Genomic DNA, 18,967 nt, shown 5'->3' with positions numbered 1-18,967 from the left:
GGGGAGCCGCGAAGCGGCCGGCGCAGTGGGGGCGACCGCGCCGTGCCGCGCACCGGGCGTCTCCAAAGGGGTAGCGAACACAGCGCTCATGCCACAACCCTCCGAAGGCTGCTCACGTCATCCACAGTCCCAAGGTAAGCCTCGATCACCCGCGAATCCGCCTGCACCTCGCGAGGAGACCCCGTAGCCAGCACCTCCCCCTGGTTCATGGCCAGCACGCGATCCGACACCTTGGAAACAAGCGACATGTCGTGCTCGACCATCAACACCGACACCCCCAGCTCATGCTGGATGTCCTGAATCCAGAACGCCATGTCCGCCGTCTCCTCGACATTGAGCCCCGAAGAAGGCTCGTCGAGCAGCAGCAGCTTGGGCTCGGTGCACAGCGCGCGCGCCAGCTCCACCACCTTGCGCACGCCGTAGGGCAGCCCCGCCACCATCGAGTCGCGGTAGTGCTGCAGGTCGAGCAGGTCGATCACCTGCTCCGCCTTCTCGCGCGCCGCGATCTCGGCGCGGCGCGTGGCCGGCGTGAAGAACACCTCGCTCCAGAACCCCGTCTGCCGGTGCGTGTGGCGCCCGATCAGCAGGTTGTGCAGCACCGTCGCATGCTCGAACAGCTCAATGTTCTGGAAGGTGCGTGCAATGCCCAGTGCGGCAATCGCGTGCGGTGCCTGCTGCGTGAGCGCGATCGCCCCGCCCGCCTCGCCATGCCAGGTGATCTCGCCCGTGGTCGGCGTGTAGATGCGGCTGATCAGGTTGAACACCGTCGTCTTGCCCGCGCCGTTCGGGCCGATGAGCGTGAACACCTCGCCGCGCCGCACGTCGAAGCTCACCTTGTTGACCGCCAGCACGCCGCCAAAGCGCACGCTCAGGTCTTTCGCGGAAAGAAGAACGTCGTTGCTCATCTCAGCCGATCCGATTTGGTGAACGACTTCTGCCGCTTGAACAGACCCTTGCGGTAGAACGGGAAGAGCTGCAGCCAGGTGCGGATCTTGAGCCAGCGCCCGTACAGCCCCAGCGGCTCGAACAGCACGAAGGCGATCAGCACCAGCCCGTACACCAGCCCCTGCAGGCCGGGCGCCTGCCCGACCACCGCCGGCAGCCAGTCCTTGCCCATCGAGATCAGCTGCGGCATCGCGATGAGAAAAATCGCGCCGAGGAACGCGCCGTGCACCGAGCCCAGCCCGCCGATCACCACCATCAGCAGCAGGTCGATCGACTGCAGGATGTTGAACTGGTCCGGCGAGATGAAGCTCAGCTTGTGCGCATACAGCGCGCCGCCCAAGCCGGCGAGCGCGGCCGAGATCGCGAACGACATCGTCTTGTAGCGCGCCAGGTGGATGCCCATGCTCTGCGCCGAAATCTCCGAATCGCGAATCGCCACGAAGGCGCGCCCCGTCGGCGAGCGCAGCAGGTTCAGGATGCCCAGTGTGGACACCACCGCCACCACCAGGCACAGAAAGTAGAAGCCCTCGCCCGAGCCCAGCGACCAGCCGAACAGCTGCGGCGACTTCACATGCAGGCCCGCATTGCCGCCCGTCACGCTTTCCCAGCGCGCGAACACCTCCTCGACGATGAAGCCGAACGACAGCGTCGCGATGCCCAGGTAGATGCCCTTCACGCGCAACGCCGGCATCGCCACCACCACGCCCACCGCCGCCGACAGCGCGGCCGAGGCCAGCAGCGCGAGCGGAAACGGCACGCCCATGTTCGTCAACACGCCCTGCGTGTACGCACCCGTTCCGAGAAACGCCGCATGCCCGATGGAGAACTGCCCCGTGAAGCCCGCCAGCAGCATCAGCCCCAAGCCGACGATGCCGTAGATCAGCACGAAGGTCAGCTGCGCGAGCCAGTACTCGTCGATGACCCACGGCGCGACGAGCAGGAAGGCCACGAGCAGGCTGTACCAGAGCACGTGGCCGCCGTGCCGCGCGAGGCGGATATCCTGGTCGTAGCTGGTCTTGAAGATGAAGCGCATATGAGACTTACACCTTCTTGCGCAGCTTCTCGCCGAACAGACCGTTCGGCTTGATCATGAGCATCAGCAGCACCACGATGTACGGCGCCGTGTCCTTGAACCCGTCGGGCAGGTAGAAGCCCGCGAACGACTCGACGATGCCGATCACCAGCCCGCCGACGATCGCGCCCGGCAGGCTGCCGAAGCCCCCCACCACCGCCGCCGGAAAGGCCTTCAGGCCGATGAAGCCCATGTTGGCGTGCACGAAGGTGATGGGCGCCAGCAGCATGCCGGCGATGGCTGCCACGGCGGCGGCGAGCCCCCACACCAGCCCGTTGAGCCGCTTCACCGGAATGCCCATGTAGTAGGCCGCGAGCTGGTTCTGCGACGAGGCCTGCATCGCGATGCCCAGCTTGCTGTAGCGGAACATGGCGTACAACAGACCGCACAGGATCGCGGTGGCGACGATGATCACGAACTGCTCGAGGTTCACCACCAGCTCGCCGAGCTTCCAGATCTGGTCCTTGTAGGGCACCGCCAGCGTGTGGGTGTCGGTGCCGATGCCCGGCACCATGGTGATCAGGCCGCGCGCCACGTAGGCGATGCCGATGGTCAGCATCACGATCGAGAACTGCGGCTGCCCGAGGATCGGGCGGATCACCACCAGCTCGAGCAGCACGCCGAAGGCCGCCATGGCCACCACGGCCAACAGCGCCGCGAGCCAGAACGGCATACCGAACAGCGACATGCCCGCGAAGGCACCGAACGCGCCCAGCATCATCAGGTCGCCCTGCGCGAAGCTCACCGTTTCCGTGGCCTTGTAGATCAGCACGAAGCCCAGTGCGATGAGCCCGTAGATGCACCCTTGCGCGATGCCCGAGAGCAGGAGTTGGAGGATCTGCATGCGTTGCCGTCCCGCGCGCCGTTACTGCCGGAACCCGCCGGCCGCGTCGTGCAGCGCGAGGCGGCGCGAGCCCGCCACGATGTCGCTGGGCTTGAGCCCGTAGACCTGGCGGATCGAATGGCTGAAGTGCGTGGAGTCGGGGTAGCCGGTGTCCAACGCGATGTCGGTCAGCGTGCCGCTCTGGTGCACGTAGCGCAGCAGGCTGCGCGCACGCTTCCAGGCCCGGAAGCCGCGAAAGGCCATGCCCGTCTCCTGCTTGAACAGGTGCAGGAAGCGCGAGAACGACAGGTGCACCGAGGCCGCGCAGTCTTCCGCCGAGGCGGGTGCGGCCGGGTCGGCCACGAGCATGTCGACCACCTTGCGGATGCGCGCGTCGAGCGGGCGCGGCGTGAGCGGGCCGTCGAAGAACAGCGCGTCGAAATCGAAGCCGTCGAAGTCGATGCCGCGCGCCGAGGCCGCCAGCAGGTGGGCATGGACCTCGCGCATGCGCTGCACGAAGGCCGGCGCATCGACCGGGCCGCAGTGCTGCAGAAAGGCCGGCATGCGCGCGGGATCGACCGACTCCGATTCGATCAGCAGGTTGAAGATCAGCGGGCAGGCGCTCTCGACCTGGTGCGGCACGTGCGGCGGCACCACGATGAACTCGCCGCTTTGCCAGGCCCCGCCGCCGATGCGGATGCGGTTGGGCGGCGCACCGGCGGGCGACACGTACACGCCGTGCCCGCCCATGGCGCGCTCGGCCGCGGCGCCGAGCAGCCCGGCGTAGAAGACGCGCTGCGGCGTGAGCCACATGAGGCGTTCGCCCTGCCGTGCATCGCCGCCCGAAGGCGTCGACGTCCTGGTTCGCTGCATGGTGTCTGTCTCCTGCATCGGTCGACGACGTCCGACCGGGGGGTGGCGTCGTGTTCGCTGGATCGTAGCGGCGGGGGCCGTGCGCGCGGCATCCATTTGCGCGGGGACTTTCCCTAGGCCGACGCGAACGCGCGGCGCAGTTCCGCCGCGCACAACGCGACGGCGGTGTGGGCCTCGTCGAGCACCTTGCCCATGGTGATGAAGCCGTGGATCTGGCGCTCGAAGCACACGTAGTTCGCACGGTTGCCGGCGGCCGTGAGCGCCTCGGCATACGCCGCGCCTTCGTCGCGCAGCGGGTCGTAGCCGGCGGTGAGCACGAGCGCCGGCGGCAGGCCCGACAGGTTGGTGTGCAGCAGCGGCGAGGCGCGCCAGTCGAGGTCGTGCTTCGCGTCGGTGATGTAGTGGTCGTGGAAGTAGGTCATCGTGTCGCGCGTGAGCAGGTAGCCCTGCCCGTTCGCCTGGTGCGACGGATGGCCGCGGCGCATGTCGGTGGCCGGATAGATCAGCAGCTGGAACACGATCGGCAGGTCGCCCGCATCGCGCGCGGCGATCGACGCCACGGCCGCGAGGTTGCCGCCCGCGCTGTCGCCGCCCACCGCGAGGCGGCTCGCGTCGAGCCCCAGAGCGGCGGCTTCGCGGCGCACCCAGCGCGTGGCGGCGAGCACGTCGTCCACGGCGGTGGGAAAGCGGTGCTCGGGGCCCATGCGGTAGTCGACCGCGACCACCGCGCAGCCCGCGCCGTTGGCCAGTTCGCGGCACAGCACGTCGTGCGTGTCGAGGTCGCCGATGACCCAGCCGCCGCCGTGGTAGTACACCAGCACGGGCAGCGGGCCCGGGCCTGCGCCGAGCGGCTTGTACAGCCGCACCGCAATGGTGCCGTGCGGCCCGTCGGCGGCGAGGTCGCGCACCTCGGCGACCTCGGGCGGCAGCGGCTGCGTGGCGGTGCGGCGCTCGCGGTAGTAGGCCCGCGCGTCGGCGGGCGACAGGGTGTGGGTCGGCGGAATGCCGCGCGCTTCGATGAAATCCAGCAAGGCGCGCGCCTGGGGATGCAGCATGGTGTCTCCGGTGAATCGAACGGAGCGCTCAGTGTGGAGGGCGGGGCGCCTGCGGGGTATCCGCATGCACCCGCACCCGACCGGCGTCCTGGCGACAAGACCCGCACCATGCCCGCACCGCTGCGGGGTCGCTTGCGAAAACTGGCTACCGGGGCCCGGCTCGCGGGTTCACCCGGAGGGTTCGGTCGTTCAGGCCGTGCGGGGCTTCACGCGCGAGGCGGCTTCCTTGGCCAGCTTGCGGGCGGTGTCGGTGTCGGCCGCATGCACCAGCGCCACGCCCATGCGGCGCTTGACGAAGCTCTCAGGCTTGCCGAACAGGCGGATGTCGCTGCCGGGCACCTGCAGCGCCTCGGCCACGCCGTCGAAGGCGATGCCGGTGGCGTCCACCCCGCCGTAGATCACGGCGCTGGCGCCCGGGCTCTTGAGCGAGGTGTCGACCGGCAGGCCGAGGATGGCGCGCGCATGCAGCTCGAACTCGTTCTGCCACTGCGTGGCCATGGTGACCATGCCGGTGTCGTGCGGACGCGGGCTGACCTCGCTGAACCAGACCTCGTCGCCCTTCACGAACAGCTCCACACCGAAGAGGCCCTGGCCGCCCAGGTCGGCCGTGACGGCCTGCGCGATCTGCTGGGCCTTCTGCAATGCGGCCGGTGCCATGGGGTGCGGCTGCCAGCTCTCCACGTAGTCGCCGCTGACCTGCACGTGGCCGATGGGGTCGCAGAACTTCGTTTCGACGGCGCCCGCCGCGTCCCTGGCGCGCACGGTCAGCAGCGTGATCTCGTAGTCGAAGTCGATGAAGCCTTCGACGATCACGCGGCCGTGGCTCACGCGGCCGCCGGCCATGGCGTAGTCCCAGGCCTTCTGCACGTCGGCCGGGCCGTCGATCTTGCTCTGGCCCTTGCCGGAGCTGCTCATCACGGGCTTGACGATGCAGGGGTAGCCGATGCCCGCATCGATGGCGGCCTGCAGCTCGGCCAGCGAGTCGCAGAACTTGTAGGGGCTGGTGGGCACGCCCAGCGTCTCGGCGGCCAGGCGGCGGATGCCTTCGCGGTCCATCGTGAGGCGGGCGGCGCGGGCCGTGGGAATGACGCGCACCACGCCCGCGTCTTCCAGCTGCTGCAGCATGGGCGTGGCGATGGCCTCGATCTCGGGCACCACCAGCGTGGGCTTCTCGGCCTCGATGAGCGCCTTGAGCTGGTCGGGGTCGCTCATGGTGATGGTGCGCGCGTGGTGCGCCACCTGCTGGCCGGGGGCGTTCTCGTAGCGGTCGACGGCGATGGTCTCGACGCCCAGGCGCTGCAGGGCGATCAGCACCTCCTTGCCGAGCTCGCCGGAGCCGAGCAGCATCACGCGGGTGGCGGAAGGGGACAGGGGGGTGCCGAGGGTGGTCATGCGAGGGCTCGAAAAAATGGGGTTGAAAACAATCGCAGCACTGTAAGCCACCCCGGGCCGGTGTCGCCCACGGGAACGGCGGGCCCACCGGGCTGCTTCACAATTACCGCCATTGCGCGACGGCGGCTCCGCGCCCGCCCTCGCCTCCGATTTTCTTTTTTTGTTTCAAGGAGCATTTTTCATGACGATTCAGACTGTGGGCATCATCGGCGCCGGCACCATGGGCAACGGCATCGCCCAGGCCTGCGCGGTGTCGGGTGTCAACGTGGTGATGATCGACGTGGCCCAGGCCGCCGTCGACAAGGGCATTGCCACCATCTCGGGCAGCCTCGACCGCCTCATCAAGAAAGAAAAGCTCACGGCCGAGCAGAAGGCCGCGGCGCTGGCGCTGATCAAGGGCTCGACCGACTACAACGACCTGAAGGGCGCGCAGCTGGTCATCGAGGCCGCCACCGAGAACCACGCGCTCAAGCTCAAGATCCTCAAGCAGGTGGACGAGCTGGTGGGCCCCGAGGTGATCATCGCGTCGAACACCTCGTCGATCTCGATCACGCAGCTGGCCGCCGCCACCTCGCGCGCCGACCGCTTCATCGGCATGCACTTCTTCAACCCGGTGCCGATGATGGCGCTCGTGGAGCTGATCCGCGGCTACCTCACGAGCGACGCCACGCACGACGCGGTGAAGGCGCTGGCCGAGAAGCTGGGCAAGTCGCCGATCACGGTGAAGAACGCGCCGGGCTTCGTGGTGAACCGCATCCTGGTGCCGATGATCAACGAGGCCTTCTTCGTGCTGGCCGAGGGCCTGGCCACGGCCGAGGACATCGACGCCGGCATGAAGCTGGGCTGCAACCAGCCCATCGGCCCGCTGGCGCTGGCCGACATGATCGGCCTCGATGTGTGCCTGGCCGTGATGGAGGTGTACCTGGAGCAGTTCGGCGATTCCAAGTACCGCCCCTGCCCGCTGCTGAAGGAAATGGTCGCCGCCGGCCAACTCGGTCGCAAGACCGGCCGCGGCGTCTATACGTACTGATCCGGCATTCCATAAAAACAAGGAGACAAGCAACGCCATGACCGCCACCCCCACCACCCCGCCCGCCGAAGGCTGCATCGACACGCAGGTGCTCGACCACGTGCTGCTGATCGGCATCAACCGCCCCGCCAAGCGCAACGGCTGGACGCCGCCGATGTTCAAGCAGCTGGCCGAGGCTTACACGCGGCTGGACGACGACCCCAGCCTGCGCGTGGGCGTGCTGCATGCGTTCGGCGACCACTTCACGGCGGGCCTGGACCTGCCGGCGGTCACCGAGTACATGAAGCGCGGCGAAAAGGCGATCCCGGCCGGGCTGGTGGAGCCGCACGATTTCGGCCTGGAGGGCTACCGCCGCCGCACCAAGCCGATGGTGGCGGCCGTCAAGGGCATCTGCTTCACGGTGGGCATCGAGCTCATGCTGGGCGCCGACATCGTGGTGGCGGCCGACAACTGCCGCTTCTCGCAGATGGAAGTGCAGCGCGGCATCATGGCCACGGGCGGCGCCACGCTGCGCATGGCCGAGCGCGCAGGACTGGGCAACGCGATGCTGCACCTGCTCACGGCCGACGAGTTCGGCAGCGCCGAGGCCTACCGCCTGAACTTCGTGCAGAAGGTGGTGCCGGCCGGCCAGGAGCTGGACGAAGCGCTGCAGATCGCGCAGCGCATCGCGGCCCAGGCGCCGCTGGCCGTGCAGGCCACGCGGCTCAACGTGCTCAAGGCGATCGAACACGGGCCGCTGGCGGCCGTGGCGGAATTCATCGAGACGCAGAAACGCCTGTCGAACAGCGAAGACGCGGCCGAAGGCGTGCGCTCCTTCATCGAGCGCCGGCCTGCGCGGTTCAGCGGCCGCTGAGGCTGTTGATTTCCGTTCCGTTTCTGTCGTCCACTGGAGCCCGTTGCATGCCCTCTTCTTCTGTGTCGTCGTTTCCCTTCTTTCAACGCACGGCGCTGGCCGCCGCCTTCACCCTTCTTGCCGTGAACACCAGCCTCGCCCAGACCCCGCCGGCGCCCGCGCTGCCCGATCCCGCCGCCACCTCGGTCGAGGCGCTGGGCTGGATGCAGGGCTTTCCGCCGCCGCCCGACAAGCAGATCACCTTCGACAACCCGGTCGGCGGCGTGTACCCGCGCATCCGCTGGAGCTTCTCGCACGTGCGCGAGACGGTGCCCACGGCCAACGTGTGGCGCGGCCCCGGCGCCGCCAGCCCGCTGCCGGCGGCCAAGCCCCGCTTCGACATCGAGGCCGTGCGCTTCCAGCCCATGGGCGGTGGCGAGGCGCAGACCTTCGGCCAGATGATCGCGCGCACCTACACCGACGGCATCCTGGTGCTGCACCGCGGCCAGGTGGTCTACGAGAAGTACTTCGGCGCGCTCACGCCCGAGCGGCCGCACCTGGCGATGTCGGTCACCAAGTCCTTCGTGGGCACGCTGGCGGCCATCCTCGCGCAGGAAGGCACGCTCGACCCGTCGGCGCCGGTCACCAAATACCTGCCCGAGCTCAAGGACACGGCCTACGGCGACGCCACCGTGCGCCAGGTGATGGACATGACCATCGGCGTGCGCTACTCCGAGAACTACGCCGACCCGAAGGCCGAGGTCTGGGACTATGCGCGCGCCGGCGGCATGCTCACCCAGGGCGCCAACTACACGGGCCCGAAGTCGTTCTATGAATTCCTGGCCACGCTCAAGAAGGAAGGCACGCACGGCGACGCCTTTGCCTACAAGACGGTCAACGCCGAGGTGCTGGCCTGGATCGTGCGCCGCGCCTCCAACCGCTCGCTGGCCGACCTGCTCAGCGAGAAGATCTGGCGCCGCATCGGCGCCGAGCAGGACGCGTACTTCATGGTCGACCGCATCGGCACCGAGTCGGGCGGCGGCGGCCTGAACACCGTGCTGCGCGACATCGCGCGCTTCGGCGAAACACTGCGCAACGGCGGTCGCGCGCCCAACGGGCAGCAGGCGATCGCCAAGGCTGTGGTCGACGACATCCAGCGCGGCGCCGACCCGGCGAAGTTCGCGAAGGCGGGCTACGCGCTGCTGCCGGGCTGGAGCTACCGGAACATGTGGTGGGTCTCGCACAACCCGCACGGTGCGTACATGGCGCGCGGCATCCACGGCCAGAGCATCTATGTCGATCCGAAGGCCGAGATGGTGATCGTGCGCTACGCCGCGCACCCGATCGCCGCCAACGCGGGCAACGACCCGCTCACCCTGCCCGCCTTCCAGGCCATGGGCGAGGCGCTGATGAAGCCCGAGCCGTAATGAGGCGGTGAGAAGAAGGAAGACGGGTCAGCCGGCCGCCGCCGGGGCCCGCGCCTTCGCGATGACGAGCAGGCCGTCCATGATCAGGCTCTCGACCAGTTCGAAATCTCCGTTCATGGCCGGCGCCATCTTCCAGCCCGCGCCGCCGGTCATGAAGCAGGCCGGTTCGGCGCCGCAGTGCGAGCGCACGTGCTGCACCATGCGCTCGACCGCACCCGCGATGGCGTAGGTGCCGCCGCTGGTCAGCGCGTCGCTGGTGTTGGTGGGAAATTCACGCACCTCGCCGGTGGGCACGTGCAGGCCCGCCGTGCCCGATTCGAGCGCGCGCAGCATGATGCCGTGGCCCGGCAGGATCAGGCCGCCCAAAAACTTGCCGCTGGCATCGATCGCCTCGACGGTGACGGCCGTGCCGATCAGCACCACCACCATCGGCCGCTCGGGCCCTTGCGACAGCATGCGGTGGCGCGCGCCGATCATGGCCACGAAGCGGTCGGCGCCCAGCCGCGTCGGATGGTCGTAGCCGTTGACGATGCCGGCCTCGCCCGCGCTCGACACCACCCAGCGCGGGGCGCAGTCGAAGCGTTCGGTGATCTGCTCTTCGGCGCGCCGCCGCAGCGTGTCGCCGGCCACGACGCAGCCCAGCATGGAACCGGGCGCCGGCAGCTCGGCCCAGGGGCCATCGGCCAGGCGTTCGATGTGGTCGAGAAACTCGGCACCATGGGCCTGCAGTGCCGCACCGGGGAAGGCCCCCTCGTAAAGCGCCCACTTGAGCCGGGTGTTGCCGATGTCGATGGCGAGGAAGGGGGAAGACATGCGCGCGATTATTGCGACTTTGTTGTTATTCCTGCTGGCGCCTCTTTGACAGTCGCGGCGCGGGCCTACGCGAAGGGTCCCGGTTCCGCCGCTACATTCGCCTTTTCCATCCACCACGGCACAAGGAGAAAACCATGGGATTGCTCAGCTTCATCAAGGAAGCCGGTGAAAAACTGTTCGGCGGTTCGTCGGCCCAGGCGGCCACGCCCGATGCGAACACGGCAGCTGCCGCGGCCATCAAGACCTACATCGAGACCCAGAACCTCGGCCTCACCGGACTGGAAGTGACCTACACCGCCAGCAGCGGCGTCGTCACCCTCGCGGGCCAGGCGCCGTCGCAGGAAGCCAGCGAGAAAGCCGCGCTCGCCGCGGGCAACGTGGCCAACGTGACGAGCGTGGACAACAACCTCGTCGCCCCGGCGGCGCCGCCGGCCCAGTACCACGACGTGGTGCGCGGCGACACGCTCTCGGCCATCTCGAAGAAGTACTACGGCGACGCCAACAAGTACAACGCGATCTTCGAGGCGAACAAGCCGATGCTGTCGCACCCCGACAAGATCTATCCGGGGCAGAAGCTGCGCATTCCGGCACTCTGACCCCCGCAACGGCGCCTCGCTAGGCGCCGTTGTGCCGCCAGGCCCCTGGCGACACGCCGTACTCGCGCTTGAACGCGCGGTTGAAAGCGGCTTCCGATTCGTAGCCCACGCCTTCAGCGATGCGCGCCAGGTTGCCCTGGTCCTTGCGCAGCATGCCGGCGGCCAGGACCATGCGCCAGCGCGCCAGGTAATGCATGGGCGGCGCGCCCACCAGTTCGGTGAAGCGGTCCGCCAGCACGCTGCGCGAGACGTGGATTTCCTGTGCCAGCGCGTCGACCGTCCAGTTGCGCGCGGGCTCGGCGTGCATCAGCGCCAGGCAGCGGCTCACGTGGGGGTCGCGCAGGCCCGCCAGCCAGCCCGGGTTGTTGGCGGGCATGGATTCGATGTAGCCGCGCAGCACTTCGGTGAACAGCACTTCCGCCACCTTCGCGGCCACCATCTCCGAACCGGGCGTGTGCGAAGCCGCATCCCCCAACACGAAATTGACCGACTGCTCGATCCACGGGCCTGCCGGCCTGCTGCGCAAGGGCGTGGTGAACAGGCGCGGGATGTTCGCCATGACGGGGTTGGGCGCATCGCCTTCGTACGCGAACCAGCTGCAGACCAGCAAGGTGCGCTCACCCTGGCCGCCGTAGCGCACGCGCGCCAGCTCGGGCGCTCGCGGACTCACCACATGCGACATGTCCACCGCCGCATGCTGCAGGCCGCTGCCCAGCACATGCGAATCGCCATGCGGCGCGGCGATCACGTCGCCGGCGTGCGCGCGCACCGGCGCCTCGCCTTCGACCTGGGCCCAGCATTCGCCTTGCAGCACGAGGTGGCAGATGGCCAGGCGCTGTGCGCCGGGCCTGAGCACCTGCGCGATGTCCGCGCCCCTGGGTACCTTGAAGCACCAGGGTGCATACATGTCCCCGTTCAGGAACAGCGCGCCCTCCAGGCGGATGGTCCGCAGCACGTCCGACAAGACATCCATGGTCACCTCCCGGCAAGCGAGGGCGGGGTTCCGGACAACAAGTCCGGCGAGACGGGCAATACAGGACGGCTTCGCGTCGGCACCATAGGTCCTGGTCGCCTTCGACCGATTCTAGACAGGAGTACCGCCATGCCCAAGTTCGTCATCGAGCGAGAGATCCCCGGCGCCGGCCAGTTCACCGCGGCGGACCTGAAAGCCATCTCGCAAAAATCCTGCGGCGTGCTCAGCAGCATGGGCACCGACATCCAGTGGATCCACAGCTACGTGGCCGACGACCGGATCTACTGCGTCTACCAGGCCACCGACGAGGCCCTCGTGCGCCGGCACGCGGAGCTCGGCGGCTTCCCGGCCAACCGCGTGGACCGGGTGTACAGCGTGATCGACCCGGCCACGGCCGAGTGAGGCGGGCAGCGCGCTCTAGTTCTGGCGCCAGGGCAGCCCGCGCTTGCGCCAGCCGCCGGTCAGGCCGCGGTGCCCGTTCTCGTCCGGGTTGCCCTCGAAGCCTTCGAGGATGTTGTAGGCCTGCGCGCCCAGCTCGGTCGCGCGCTTGGCCGCGGCGATCGAGCGCACGCCGCTGCGGCACAGCAGCACCAGCTTCTTGCCGCCCTCCGCGGCGGCGCGCACGCCGTCGTCGAACGCCGGGTTGATCGCCATGCCCGGCCACTGCTTCCAGGCCAGCGGCACGGCGCCGGGCACGTAGCCGACCCACTCGCGCTCGGCGTCGGTGCGCACGTCCACCAGCACGGCCTCGCCGCTCGCCATCCACTGCGCCGCCTGCTCGGGCGTCACGTCGCCGGCGTAGCCTTTTTCTCCAACGGGTTCACTCATGGTTGCTTTCTCTCTCGAATCTCTAGGGTAAGCCCGGAGCCTTTGGCGGCTGCGGGCGATCGATCTGCACGCCGGATGATGGAATTTTTCACCAGTTCGTGAAAACCCTGTTTGTCACAAGGTGTGGCGCGCCAAAGATGGTGGTCGCGGCCAGTCGAAACCATAACGTGAAGACGACGGCCTGGGTGTTCCGGTCAGAGAACTATATGGAGAGACACATGACAGACAGCAAATCGCCCCGCCGTCGCAGCCTTCTCAAGGGCGCGGCGGTGGCCGCAGGCGCGATGTCCGCGCCGATGGTCAGCATGGCCCAAACCACGTCGCTGCGTTTCCAGAGCACCTGGCCGGCGAAGGACATCTTCCACGAGTACGCCAACGACTTCGCCAAGAAGGTGAACGACATGGCCGGCGGGCGCCTGAAGATCGAGGTGCTGCCCTCGGGCGCCGTCGTGCCCGCCTTCCAGCTGCTCGAAGCGGTGAACAAGGGCACGCTCGACGGCGGCCACGGCGTGGTGGCCTACCACTACGGCAAGAACTCGGCGCTGGCGCTGTGGGGTTCGGGCCCCGGCTTCGGCATGGACGCCAACACCGTGCTGGCCTGGCACAACTACGGCGGCGGCAAGGCGCTGCTCGACGAGATCTACAAGAGCCTGAACATGGAAGTGGTGTCGTACCTGTACGGCCCCATGCCCACGCAGCCGCTGGGCTGGTTCAAGAAGCCGGTGGCCAAGGTCGAGGACATGAAGGGACTGAAGTTCCGCACCGTGGGCCTGGCCGTGGACATGTTCACCGAGATGGGCACGGCGGTGAACCCGCTGCCCGGCGGCGAGATCGTGCCCGCGCTGGACCGCGGCCTGATCGACGCGGCCGAGTTCAACAACGCCTCGAGCGACCGCGTGCTGGGCTTTCCCGACGTGGTGAAGAACTGCATGCTGCAGAGCTTTCACCAGTCGGGCGAGCAGTTCGAGGTGCTGTTCAACAAGGGCAAGTACGCCGCGATGCCGCAGGAGCTGCGCTCCATCATCGACTACGCCGTGCAGGCGGCCAGCGCCGACATGAGCTGGAAGGCGGTGCAGCGCAACTCGCAAGACTATGCCGACATGAAGAAGGCCGGCATCAAGTTCTACAAGACGCCCGACGCCGTGCTGCGCGCGCAGCTCGCGGCCTGGGACAAGACGGTGGAAAAGAAAGCCGGCGAGAACCCGCTCTTCAAGAAGGTGCTGGAGTCGCAGCGCGTGTTCGCCGAGCGTGCGCTGCAGTGGCAGAACGATTACGGCGTCGACTTCAAGATGGCCTACAACCACTACTTCGGGAAAAAGAAGAGCTGAGCCCCGGTCTTCGCGCGCCCCGTGTCGCGCGCGCCTTCCCCCTTGCAGGGGGCAACACCAGTGGCCCGGCATCGCCGGTTCCACGGTGTTCCTGGAATGGGCCTGGCCCGCATCAACATGACCATCCAACGCTTCCTCCACGCCGTCGACCGGTTCAGCATGCTGGTGGGCAAGACCTTCTCGTGGCTCATCGTCGCGCTGATGCTGCTGGTGTGCGGCGAGGTGTTCAAGCGCTATGCGCTGAACGCGCCCACGGCCTGGATCTTCGATGCCAACAACATGCTGTACGGCACGCTGTTCATGATGGGCGGCGCCTACACGCTCTCGCAGGCCGGCCATGTGCGCGGCGATTTCTTCTACGGCAGCATGAAGCCGCGCACGCAGGCCGCGCTCGACCTCGTGCTGTTCGCGGTTTTCTTCCTGCCCGGCGTGGTGGCGCTCACCTGGTCGGGCTGGACCTACTTCGGTGAATCGCTCGCGATGCGTGAACAGACCTTCAACGCCGACCCGATTCCGGTGTACCCCTTCAAGTTCGTGATTCCCGTGGCCGGCGCGGTGCTGCTGGTGCAGGGCCTCGCCGAGATGGTGCGCTGCGTGCTGTGCCTGAAGACCGGCGTGTGGACGCCGCGCCTGAAAGACGCGGAAGAAATGGACGTGGTCGGCGACCAGCTCGCCAGCAGCAGCTACGTGAACGAGGCCGACAAGCGCGAGGTGATCGAGAAGGCCCACGCCATCGAACAGGCCGCGCAGCAGCGCAAGAGCGACACGACGGGAGGTGCCGCATGAGCGAACCGGCACTCGGCCTGCTGATGCTGGGCCTGATCGTCTTCGTGATCATGCTCGGCTTTCCCACGGCGTTCACGCTGATGGGGCTGGGCATGTTCTTCGGCTTCATCGCCTTCTACGACCCCGCCTCGCCCTGGCTCGACAACAAGGTCTTCGACCTGATGGTGCAGCGCGCCTTCGGGGCCATGACCAACGAGACGCTGCTGTCCATCCCGCTCTTCGTGCTGATGGGCTACGTGATGGAACGCGGCGCGCTGGTCGACAAGATGTTCCACAGCGTGCAGCTCGCCTTCCGCCGCGTGCCAGGCTCGCTGGCGGTGACCACGCTCATCGTCTGCACCTTCTGGGGCATCGCGAGTGGCCTGGTGGGCGCGGTGGTGGTGCTGATGGGCGTGATTGCCATGCGCCCGATGCTCAACGCAGGCTACGACACGCGGCTTGCGGCCGGCGTGATCACGGCCGGCGGCACGCTGGGCATTCTCATTCCGCCGTCGGTGATGATCATCGTGTACGCGGCCGTGGCCGGGCAGTCGGTGGTCAAGCTCTATGCGGCGGCGATGTTCCCGGGCTTCTTCCTCGCCCTGCTGTACCTGATCTACGTGATCGGCTGGGCCGTGCTGCAACCGAAGGTGGCGCCCAAGATGCCGATCGACCAGCAGCGTGCCCCCATCACGCCGTGGGTGGCCCACCTCGCGGCCAGTTACTCCCCGCGCATGCTGCCCGCGCTCGCCGCGGCCGTGGTGGCGCCGGGTCGCGCCTTGCGCGGCGCGGTCGAGGGCGTGCGCCTGAGCTGGTGGATGCTGCTGCGCGGCCTGCTGAGCGCGCTGGTGCCGCTGGCGCTGGCCGCCGTCACACTGGGCTCGGTGTGGTGGTACGTGACCATCTACTCGCAGAAGGACAACAACGCGGCCGCTCCGGTGGCCACGCAGCAGGCGACGCAGAAGACCGGCGATCCCGCAGCCGCCGCGCCGGCTGCAGCCGAGCCGTCAGGCACCGGTCTGGCCGAGCCGCCGAGCACCGACGAACCCGCGAACACCACCGAAGGCAGCGGCCTGCAGGAGCCACCCGGCGGCGTCGAGGAACCTCCGGGCAGCGAGCCCGCCGCCGCCCCTGCCAGTGAGGGTGGCCTGCAGCAGTTGGGCGACGCGGTCGAGGCGCCCAAGACCGCCGCGGTGCCCGATGCCTTCTACACCGGCTTCTGGGTGGCCTGCCTCTTCACGCTCGCGCTGCTGGGCTGGTACTACTGGCGCATGGACGCAGAGCAGTTCGAAATTTTGCGCATGCTGGTGTCGTCGGTGATGCCGCTGGCCACGCTCACGCTGGTGGTGCTGGGCGTGATCCTGTTCGGCATCACGACCGCCACCGAGTCGGCGGCGGTCGGCGCGGCCGGCGCCTTCCTGATGGCGTGGCAGGCCGGCACGCTGAACTTCAAGAAGATCAAGGAGGCGGTGTTCCTCACGCTCAAGACCACCTCGATGGTCTGCTGGCTCTTCGTGGGCTCGGCGCTGTTCTCGGCGGTGTTCGCGCTGCTGGGCGGCCAGCGCATCGTCGAGGAGTGGGTGCTGAGCATGAACCTGTCGCCGCTGCAGTTTTTGCTGCTGTCGCAGGCGATCATCTTCGTGCTGGGCTGGCCGCTGGAGTGGACCGAGATCATCGTGATCTTCGTGCCCATCTTCCTGCCGCTGCTGGCGCACTTCCAGATCGACCCGCTGCTGTTCGGCGTGCTGGTGTTCGTGAACCTGCAGGCGGCGTTCCTGTCGCCGCCGGTGGCGATGTCGGCCTTCTATTTGAAGGGGGTGTCGCCGCCGCACGTGACGATCAACCAGATCTTCGCGGGGATGATGCCGTACATGCTGATCGTCATCCTGTGCATGGTGTTCATGTACATCTGGCCGGGGCTGACGCTGTGGCTGCCGCAGTACCTGTACGGCTGAACGCGCGCGCCTTCTCAGGCTGAGGCCGGGCGCCGTGCGAAGCGGCGGCGCTCGAGCAGCTCGAACAGGCCCATGCCCAGCAGCATGGCGCCCACGAAGACCAGCGCCTTGACCTCGCCCGTGCCCAGCGAAACCAGCGCGGGCCCGGGGCAGAAGCCCGCGATGCCCCAGCCGACGCCGAACAGCAGGCTGCCGCCGACCAGGCGGCGGTCGATGTGTCGCAGGCTGGGCAGCGCGAGCGGCCCACCGAGCAGCGACTCCTTGCGACGGCCCGCGAGCAGGAAGCCGACGGTGCTCACCGCCACCGCGCCGGCCATCACGAAGGCGAGCGACGGGTCCCAGGCCCCGCCCACGTCAAGAAAACCCAGGATCTTGGCCGGGTTGGCCATGCCGGAGACGATGAGGCCGAGCCCGAAGACAAGGCCGGCGAGCAAGGAAGCAATGGCGGTCCACATGGCAGGTCTCCCGGTTCACGACAGGTTGAGCAGGTGGCGCGTCACGAACACCGTGGCGACCCCCGCGGCGATGAAAGCCACCGTGGCGGCCAGCGAGCGCGGCGACCGCCGTGCCAGCCCGCACACGCCGTGGCCGCTGGTGCAGCCCGCGCCGTAGCGCGTGCCCACACCCACCAGCAGGCCGGCCAGCGCGAGCGTGCCGTAGCCCGCGTCGATCTGCGCCGCGGGCAGCGCGGCGAAGAGCCCGTAGACGAGCGGTGCGCCGACGAGTCCGAGCACGAAGGCCGCGCGCCAGGCCATGTCGCCCTTCATGGGGCGCAGCAAGCCGCCCAGCACGCCGCTGACGCCGGCGATGCGCCCGTTGAGCAGCACGAACATCGCCGCGGAAAGTCCGATGAGCACGCCGCCGGCCAGCGCGGCCCACGGCGTGAAATGCGGCCAGTCGATGGTGGGCATCTTCAGTTCTCCTTCGGGCAGTAGAGGCGGTACAGCACCGCCAGGATCTCGAGCAAGGCCGGGTCGGCCACGCGGTAGTAGATGTTCTTGCCCTCGCGGCGGGTGTCCACCACGCCTTCGGTGCGCAGCACGGAGAGCTGCTGCGACAGGGTGGGCTGGCGGATGCCCAGCGTGCTTTCGAGGTCGCTCACGCACATCTCGCCCTGCGAGAGCTGGCACAGCAGCAGCAACCGGGCCTCGTGGGCCAGCAGCTTGAGCACGGCGACAGCCTGGCCGGCGGCGCTGCGCAGCCGTTCGAGGTCGATGGCGGGGGTCGAGGTCTTCATGGGGAAATGACAGTTCGCGAAATAACATTATATTAATTCATATAATATTTGTCGCTTGATTGAATGAATGAATGGCTGCCTGGCCTCCAGGCACCGCAGAAGGAGCGCCGATGACCCCGACCCCCATGCCCCCACGCGCCACCACCCAGGCCTTCTTCGATCCCGCGACGGGCACGGTGTCCTACGTGGTCTGGGACCGTGCGACGAAGCGCGCCGCCGTCATCGACCCGGTGCTCGACTACGACTTCCGCTCCGGCCACACCGACACCGCATCGGCCGACCGCCTGCTGGCCTACGTGCGCGCGCAGGCGCTGCAGGTCGACTGGATCCTGGAGACCCACGCGCACGCCGACCACCTCTCGGGCGCGCGCCATGTGCAGTCGCAGACCGGCGGGCGCATCGCCATCGGCGAGCACATCCGCACGGTGCAGGCCACCTTCCGCCACCTCTACAACCTGGAACGCGACTTCCTGCCCGACGGCAGCCAGTTCGATCACCTCTTCAAGGACGGCGAGCGCTTTCATATCGGCGAGATCGAGGCGCAGGCCCTGCGCGTGCCCGGCCACACGCCGGCCGACATGGCCTACCTCGTGGACGACGCGGTCTTCGTCGGCGACACGCTGTTCATGCCCGACCTGGGCAGCGCCCGCGCCGACTTTCCGGGCGGCGACGCGCGCGAGCTCTACCGCTCGATGCGCCGGCTGCTCGCGCTGCCGCCCGAGACCACGTTGTACGTCTGCCACGACTACCCGCCCGCCACGCGCGAGCCGCGCTGGCAGAGCACGGTGGCGCAGCAGCGCGACCACAACATCCACGTGCGCGACGGCATCGGCGAAGACGAGTTCGTGCGCATGCGCACCGCGCGCGACGCCACGCTCGAAGTGCCGACATTGATCCTGCCGTCGATGCAGGTCAACGTGCGCGGCGGCCGCCTGCCGCCGCCCGACGACAACGGCGTGGCCTACCTGCGCATTCCGCTGAACACGCTGCCGGGCCACCGCCCGCGTGCCACGCCGGGCTGAG

Annotated in this window: 21 protein-coding genes; 9 read left to right on the top strand and 12 right to left on the bottom strand. The window is 68.3% G+C overall.

The genetic code is table 11. The features are described 5' to 3' along the window. Positions 1-86: 86 nt before the first annotated feature. From AC1RLW_RS23335 to purT, 6 genes are all read right to left on the bottom strand, one after another. Positions 87-905 carry an ABC transporter ATP-binding protein gene (locus AC1RLW_RS23335; protein ID WP_095747054.1) on the bottom strand — a complete coding sequence of 273 codons (819 nt, stop codon included), beginning with the start codon at positions 903-905 and terminating at the stop codon, positions 87-89. After that, entirely contained in the window at positions 902-1,978 is a 1,077-nt protein-coding gene (locus AC1RLW_RS23330; protein ID WP_062478791.1) for a branched-chain amino acid ABC transporter permease, read from the bottom strand. Before AC1RLW_RS23330 ends, AC1RLW_RS23335 begins: the two co-directional genes overlap by 4 nt. Positions 1,979-1,985: 7 nt before the next feature. After that, positions 1,986-2,861: a branched-chain amino acid ABC transporter permease gene (locus AC1RLW_RS23325; RefSeq protein WP_070061875.1), complete on the bottom strand. Its 876-nt coding sequence runs from the start codon at positions 2,859-2,861 to the stop codon at positions 1,986-1,988. 21 nt (positions 2,862-2,882) lie between these two features. Next, the gene (locus AC1RLW_RS23320) at positions 2,883-3,713 is read right to left on the bottom strand and encodes a helix-turn-helix domain-containing protein (RefSeq protein WP_095950254.1); all 831 of its coding nucleotides are present in this window, start codon (positions 3,711-3,713) and stop codon (positions 2,883-2,885) included. 113 nt (positions 3,714-3,826) lie between these two features. Continuing rightward, on the bottom strand, positions 3,827-4,768 hold the full coding sequence (gene lipP1, locus AC1RLW_RS23315; RefSeq protein WP_493195310.1) for a LipP1 family hormone-sensitive lipase: 942 nt from the start codon (positions 4,766-4,768) through the stop codon (positions 3,827-3,829). Between the two features lie 189 nt (positions 4,769-4,957). Beyond that, positions 4,958-6,160 carry a formate-dependent phosphoribosylglycinamide formyltransferase gene (purT, locus tag AC1RLW_RS23310; RefSeq protein WP_493195308.1) on the bottom strand — a complete coding sequence of 401 codons (1,203 nt, stop codon included), beginning with the start codon at positions 6,158-6,160 and terminating at the stop codon, positions 4,958-4,960. Between the two features lie 181 nt (positions 6,161-6,341). Here purT and AC1RLW_RS23305 point away from each other — a divergent pair, with 181 nt between their 5' ends. The 3 genes from AC1RLW_RS23305 to AC1RLW_RS23295 are packed head-to-tail and all read left to right on the top strand — an operon-like array spanning position 6,342 to position 9,449. Beyond that, entirely contained in the window at positions 6,342-7,190 is an 849-nt protein-coding gene (locus AC1RLW_RS23305; RefSeq protein ID WP_062478806.1) for a 3-hydroxybutyryl-CoA dehydrogenase, read from the top strand. 37 nt (positions 7,191-7,227) lie between these two features. Next, positions 7,228-8,043 (top strand): crotonase/enoyl-CoA hydratase family protein, encoded by an 816-nt coding sequence (locus AC1RLW_RS23300; protein WP_095950258.1) that lies wholly within the window; start codon positions 7,228-7,230, stop codon positions 8,041-8,043. Between the two features lie 47 nt (positions 8,044-8,090). Beyond that, on the top strand, positions 8,091-9,449 hold the full coding sequence (locus AC1RLW_RS23295) for a serine hydrolase domain-containing protein (protein WP_493195306.1): 1,359 nt from the start codon (positions 8,091-8,093) through the stop codon (positions 9,447-9,449). Between the two features lie 27 nt (positions 9,450-9,476). Here AC1RLW_RS23295 and AC1RLW_RS23290 read toward each other — a convergent pair whose 3' ends face one another. After that, positions 9,477-10,262, bottom strand: a complete 786-nt coding sequence (locus AC1RLW_RS23290) for a type III pantothenate kinase (RefSeq protein ID WP_062478816.1) — start codon at positions 10,260-10,262, stop codon at positions 9,477-9,479. A gap of 134 nt (positions 10,263-10,396) precedes the next feature. On the opposite strand from AC1RLW_RS23290, the gene lysM reads away from it, so the two are divergent. After that, the gene (gene lysM, locus AC1RLW_RS23285) at positions 10,397-10,858 is read left to right on the top strand and encodes a peptidoglycan-binding protein LysM (RefSeq protein ID WP_062478819.1); all 462 of its coding nucleotides are present in this window, start codon (positions 10,397-10,399) and stop codon (positions 10,856-10,858) included. Positions 10,859-10,877: 19 nt separating this feature from the next. On the opposite strand, the gene AC1RLW_RS23280 is transcribed toward lysM, so the two are convergent. After that, complete coding sequence (locus AC1RLW_RS23280; protein WP_447747720.1) at positions 10,878-11,831, bottom strand: AraC family transcriptional regulator; 954 nt, start codon at positions 11,829-11,831, stop codon at positions 10,878-10,880. Positions 11,832-11,960: 129 nt separating this feature from the next. Here AC1RLW_RS23280 and AC1RLW_RS23275 point away from each other — a divergent pair, with 129 nt between their 5' ends. Next, positions 11,961-12,233 carry a DUF4242 domain-containing protein gene (locus tag AC1RLW_RS23275; protein ID WP_095950262.1) on the top strand — a complete coding sequence of 91 codons (273 nt, stop codon included), beginning with the start codon at positions 11,961-11,963 and terminating at the stop codon, positions 12,231-12,233. Between the two features lie 15 nt (positions 12,234-12,248). Here AC1RLW_RS23275 and AC1RLW_RS23270 read toward each other — a convergent pair whose 3' ends face one another. Beyond that, positions 12,249-12,659: a rhodanese-like domain-containing protein gene (locus AC1RLW_RS23270; protein WP_139700445.1), complete on the bottom strand. Its 411-nt coding sequence runs from the start codon at positions 12,657-12,659 to the stop codon at positions 12,249-12,251. Positions 12,660-12,877: 218 nt separating this feature from the next. Here AC1RLW_RS23270 and AC1RLW_RS23265 point away from each other — a divergent pair, with 218 nt between their 5' ends. The 3 genes from AC1RLW_RS23265 (at position 12,878) to AC1RLW_RS23255 (ending at position 16,707) form a co-directional block, all read left to right on the top strand. Next, positions 12,878-13,987: a TRAP transporter substrate-binding protein gene (locus AC1RLW_RS23265; protein WP_070061869.1), complete on the top strand. Its 1,110-nt coding sequence runs from the start codon at positions 12,878-12,880 to the stop codon at positions 13,985-13,987. Between the two features lie 117 nt (positions 13,988-14,104). After that, on the top strand, positions 14,105-14,773 hold the full coding sequence (locus AC1RLW_RS23260) for a TRAP transporter small permease subunit (protein WP_095747756.1): 669 nt from the start codon (positions 14,105-14,107) through the stop codon (positions 14,771-14,773). Next, positions 14,770-16,707 (top strand): TRAP transporter large permease, encoded by a 1,938-nt coding sequence (locus AC1RLW_RS23255; protein WP_493195303.1) that lies wholly within the window; start codon positions 14,770-14,772, stop codon positions 16,705-16,707. The genes AC1RLW_RS23260 and AC1RLW_RS23255 overlap by 4 nt, the downstream gene beginning before the upstream one ends. A gap of 14 nt (positions 16,708-16,721) precedes the next feature. On the opposite strand, the gene AC1RLW_RS23250 is transcribed toward AC1RLW_RS23255, so the two are convergent. The 3 genes from AC1RLW_RS23250 to AC1RLW_RS23240 are packed head-to-tail and all read right to left on the bottom strand — an operon-like array spanning position 16,722 to position 17,944. After that, positions 16,722-17,162, bottom strand: a complete 441-nt coding sequence (locus AC1RLW_RS23250) for a DUF6691 family protein (protein ID WP_487847432.1) — start codon at positions 17,160-17,162, stop codon at positions 16,722-16,724. A 15-nt stretch (positions 17,163-17,177) separates the two neighbouring features. Further along, the gene (locus AC1RLW_RS23245; RefSeq protein WP_493195302.1) at positions 17,178-17,618 is read right to left on the bottom strand and encodes a YeeE/YedE family protein; all 441 of its coding nucleotides are present in this window, start codon (positions 17,616-17,618) and stop codon (positions 17,178-17,180) included. A 2-nt stretch (positions 17,619-17,620) separates the two neighbouring features. Beyond that, positions 17,621-17,944, bottom strand: coding sequence for an ArsR/SmtB family transcription factor (locus tag AC1RLW_RS23240; protein WP_493195300.1), 324 nt, complete (start codon positions 17,942-17,944; stop codon positions 17,621-17,623). Positions 17,945-18,054: 110 nt separating this feature from the next. Here AC1RLW_RS23240 and AC1RLW_RS23235 point away from each other — a divergent pair, with 110 nt between their 5' ends. Beyond that, positions 18,055-18,966, top strand: coding sequence for an MBL fold metallo-hydrolase (locus AC1RLW_RS23235; RefSeq protein WP_493195298.1), 912 nt, complete (start codon positions 18,055-18,057; stop codon positions 18,964-18,966). Position 18,967: the final 1 nt, after the last annotated feature.

The organism is Variovorax sp. GW822-FHT04A09 (assembly GCF_058801005.1).
Note: the sequence above shows the minus strand (reverse complement) of the source record. Positions and strands in the feature narration are given on the sequence as shown.

What these genes read in the sequence shown, in the direction of transcription:
- AC1RLW_RS23235 (WP_493195298.1), top strand. Translation starts at nt 18,055, where the DNA reads ATGACCCCGACCCCCATGCCCCCACGCGCCACCACCCAGGCCTTCTTC.
- AC1RLW_RS23265 (WP_070061869.1), top strand. Translation starts at nt 12,878, where the DNA reads ATGACAGACAGCAAATCGCCCCGCCGTCGCAGCCTTCTCAAGGGCGCG.
- AC1RLW_RS23240 (WP_493195300.1), bottom strand. Translation starts at nt 17,944, where the DNA reads ATGAAGACCTCGACCCCCGCCATCGACCTCGAACGGCTGCGCAGCGCC.
- AC1RLW_RS23290 (WP_062478816.1), bottom strand. Translation starts at nt 10,262, where the DNA reads ATGTCTTCCCCCTTCCTCGCCATCGACATCGGCAACACCCGGCTCAAG.
- AC1RLW_RS23250 (WP_487847432.1), bottom strand. Translation starts at nt 17,162, where the DNA reads ATGTGGACCGCCATTGCTTCCTTGCTCGCCGGCCTTGTCTTCGGGCTC.
- AC1RLW_RS23320 (WP_095950254.1), bottom strand. Translation starts at nt 3,713, where the DNA reads ATGCAGCGAACCAGGACGTCGACGCCTTCGGGCGGCGATGCACGGCAG.
- lipP1 (WP_493195310.1), bottom strand. Translation starts at nt 4,768, where the DNA reads ATGCTGCATCCCCAGGCGCGCGCCTTGCTGGATTTCATCGAAGCGCGC.
- purT (WP_493195308.1), bottom strand. Translation starts at nt 6,160, where the DNA reads ATGACCACCCTCGGCACCCCCCTGTCCCCTTCCGCCACCCGCGTGATG.
- AC1RLW_RS23260 (WP_095747756.1), top strand. Translation starts at nt 14,105, where the DNA reads ATGACCATCCAACGCTTCCTCCACGCCGTCGACCGGTTCAGCATGCTG.
- AC1RLW_RS23275 (WP_095950262.1), top strand. Translation starts at nt 11,961, where the DNA reads ATGCCCAAGTTCGTCATCGAGCGAGAGATCCCCGGCGCCGGCCAGTTC.
- AC1RLW_RS23330 (WP_062478791.1), bottom strand. Translation starts at nt 1,978, where the DNA reads ATGCGCTTCATCTTCAAGACCAGCTACGACCAGGATATCCGCCTCGCG.
- AC1RLW_RS23255 (WP_493195303.1), top strand. Translation starts at nt 14,770, where the DNA reads ATGAGCGAACCGGCACTCGGCCTGCTGATGCTGGGCCTGATCGTCTTC.
- AC1RLW_RS23300 (WP_095950258.1), top strand. Translation starts at nt 7,228, where the DNA reads ATGACCGCCACCCCCACCACCCCGCCCGCCGAAGGCTGCATCGACACG.
- AC1RLW_RS23295 (WP_493195306.1), top strand. Translation starts at nt 8,091, where the DNA reads ATGCCCTCTTCTTCTGTGTCGTCGTTTCCCTTCTTTCAACGCACGGCG.
- AC1RLW_RS23280 (WP_447747720.1), bottom strand. Translation starts at nt 11,831, where the DNA reads ATGGATGTCTTGTCGGACGTGCTGCGGACCATCCGCCTGGAGGGCGCG.
- lysM (WP_062478819.1), top strand. Translation starts at nt 10,397, where the DNA reads ATGGGATTGCTCAGCTTCATCAAGGAAGCCGGTGAAAAACTGTTCGGC.
- AC1RLW_RS23325 (WP_070061875.1), bottom strand. Translation starts at nt 2,861, where the DNA reads ATGCAGATCCTCCAACTCCTGCTCTCGGGCATCGCGCAAGGGTGCATC.
- AC1RLW_RS23335 (WP_095747054.1), bottom strand. Translation starts at nt 905, where the DNA reads ATGAGCAACGACGTTCTTCTTTCCGCGAAAGACCTGAGCGTGCGCTTT.
- AC1RLW_RS23245 (WP_493195302.1), bottom strand. Translation starts at nt 17,618, where the DNA reads ATGCCCACCATCGACTGGCCGCATTTCACGCCGTGGGCCGCGCTGGCC.
- AC1RLW_RS23305 (WP_062478806.1), top strand. Translation starts at nt 6,342, where the DNA reads ATGACGATTCAGACTGTGGGCATCATCGGCGCCGGCACCATGGGCAAC.
- AC1RLW_RS23270 (WP_139700445.1), bottom strand. Translation starts at nt 12,659, where the DNA reads ATGAGTGAACCCGTTGGAGAAAAAGGCTACGCCGGCGACGTGACGCCC.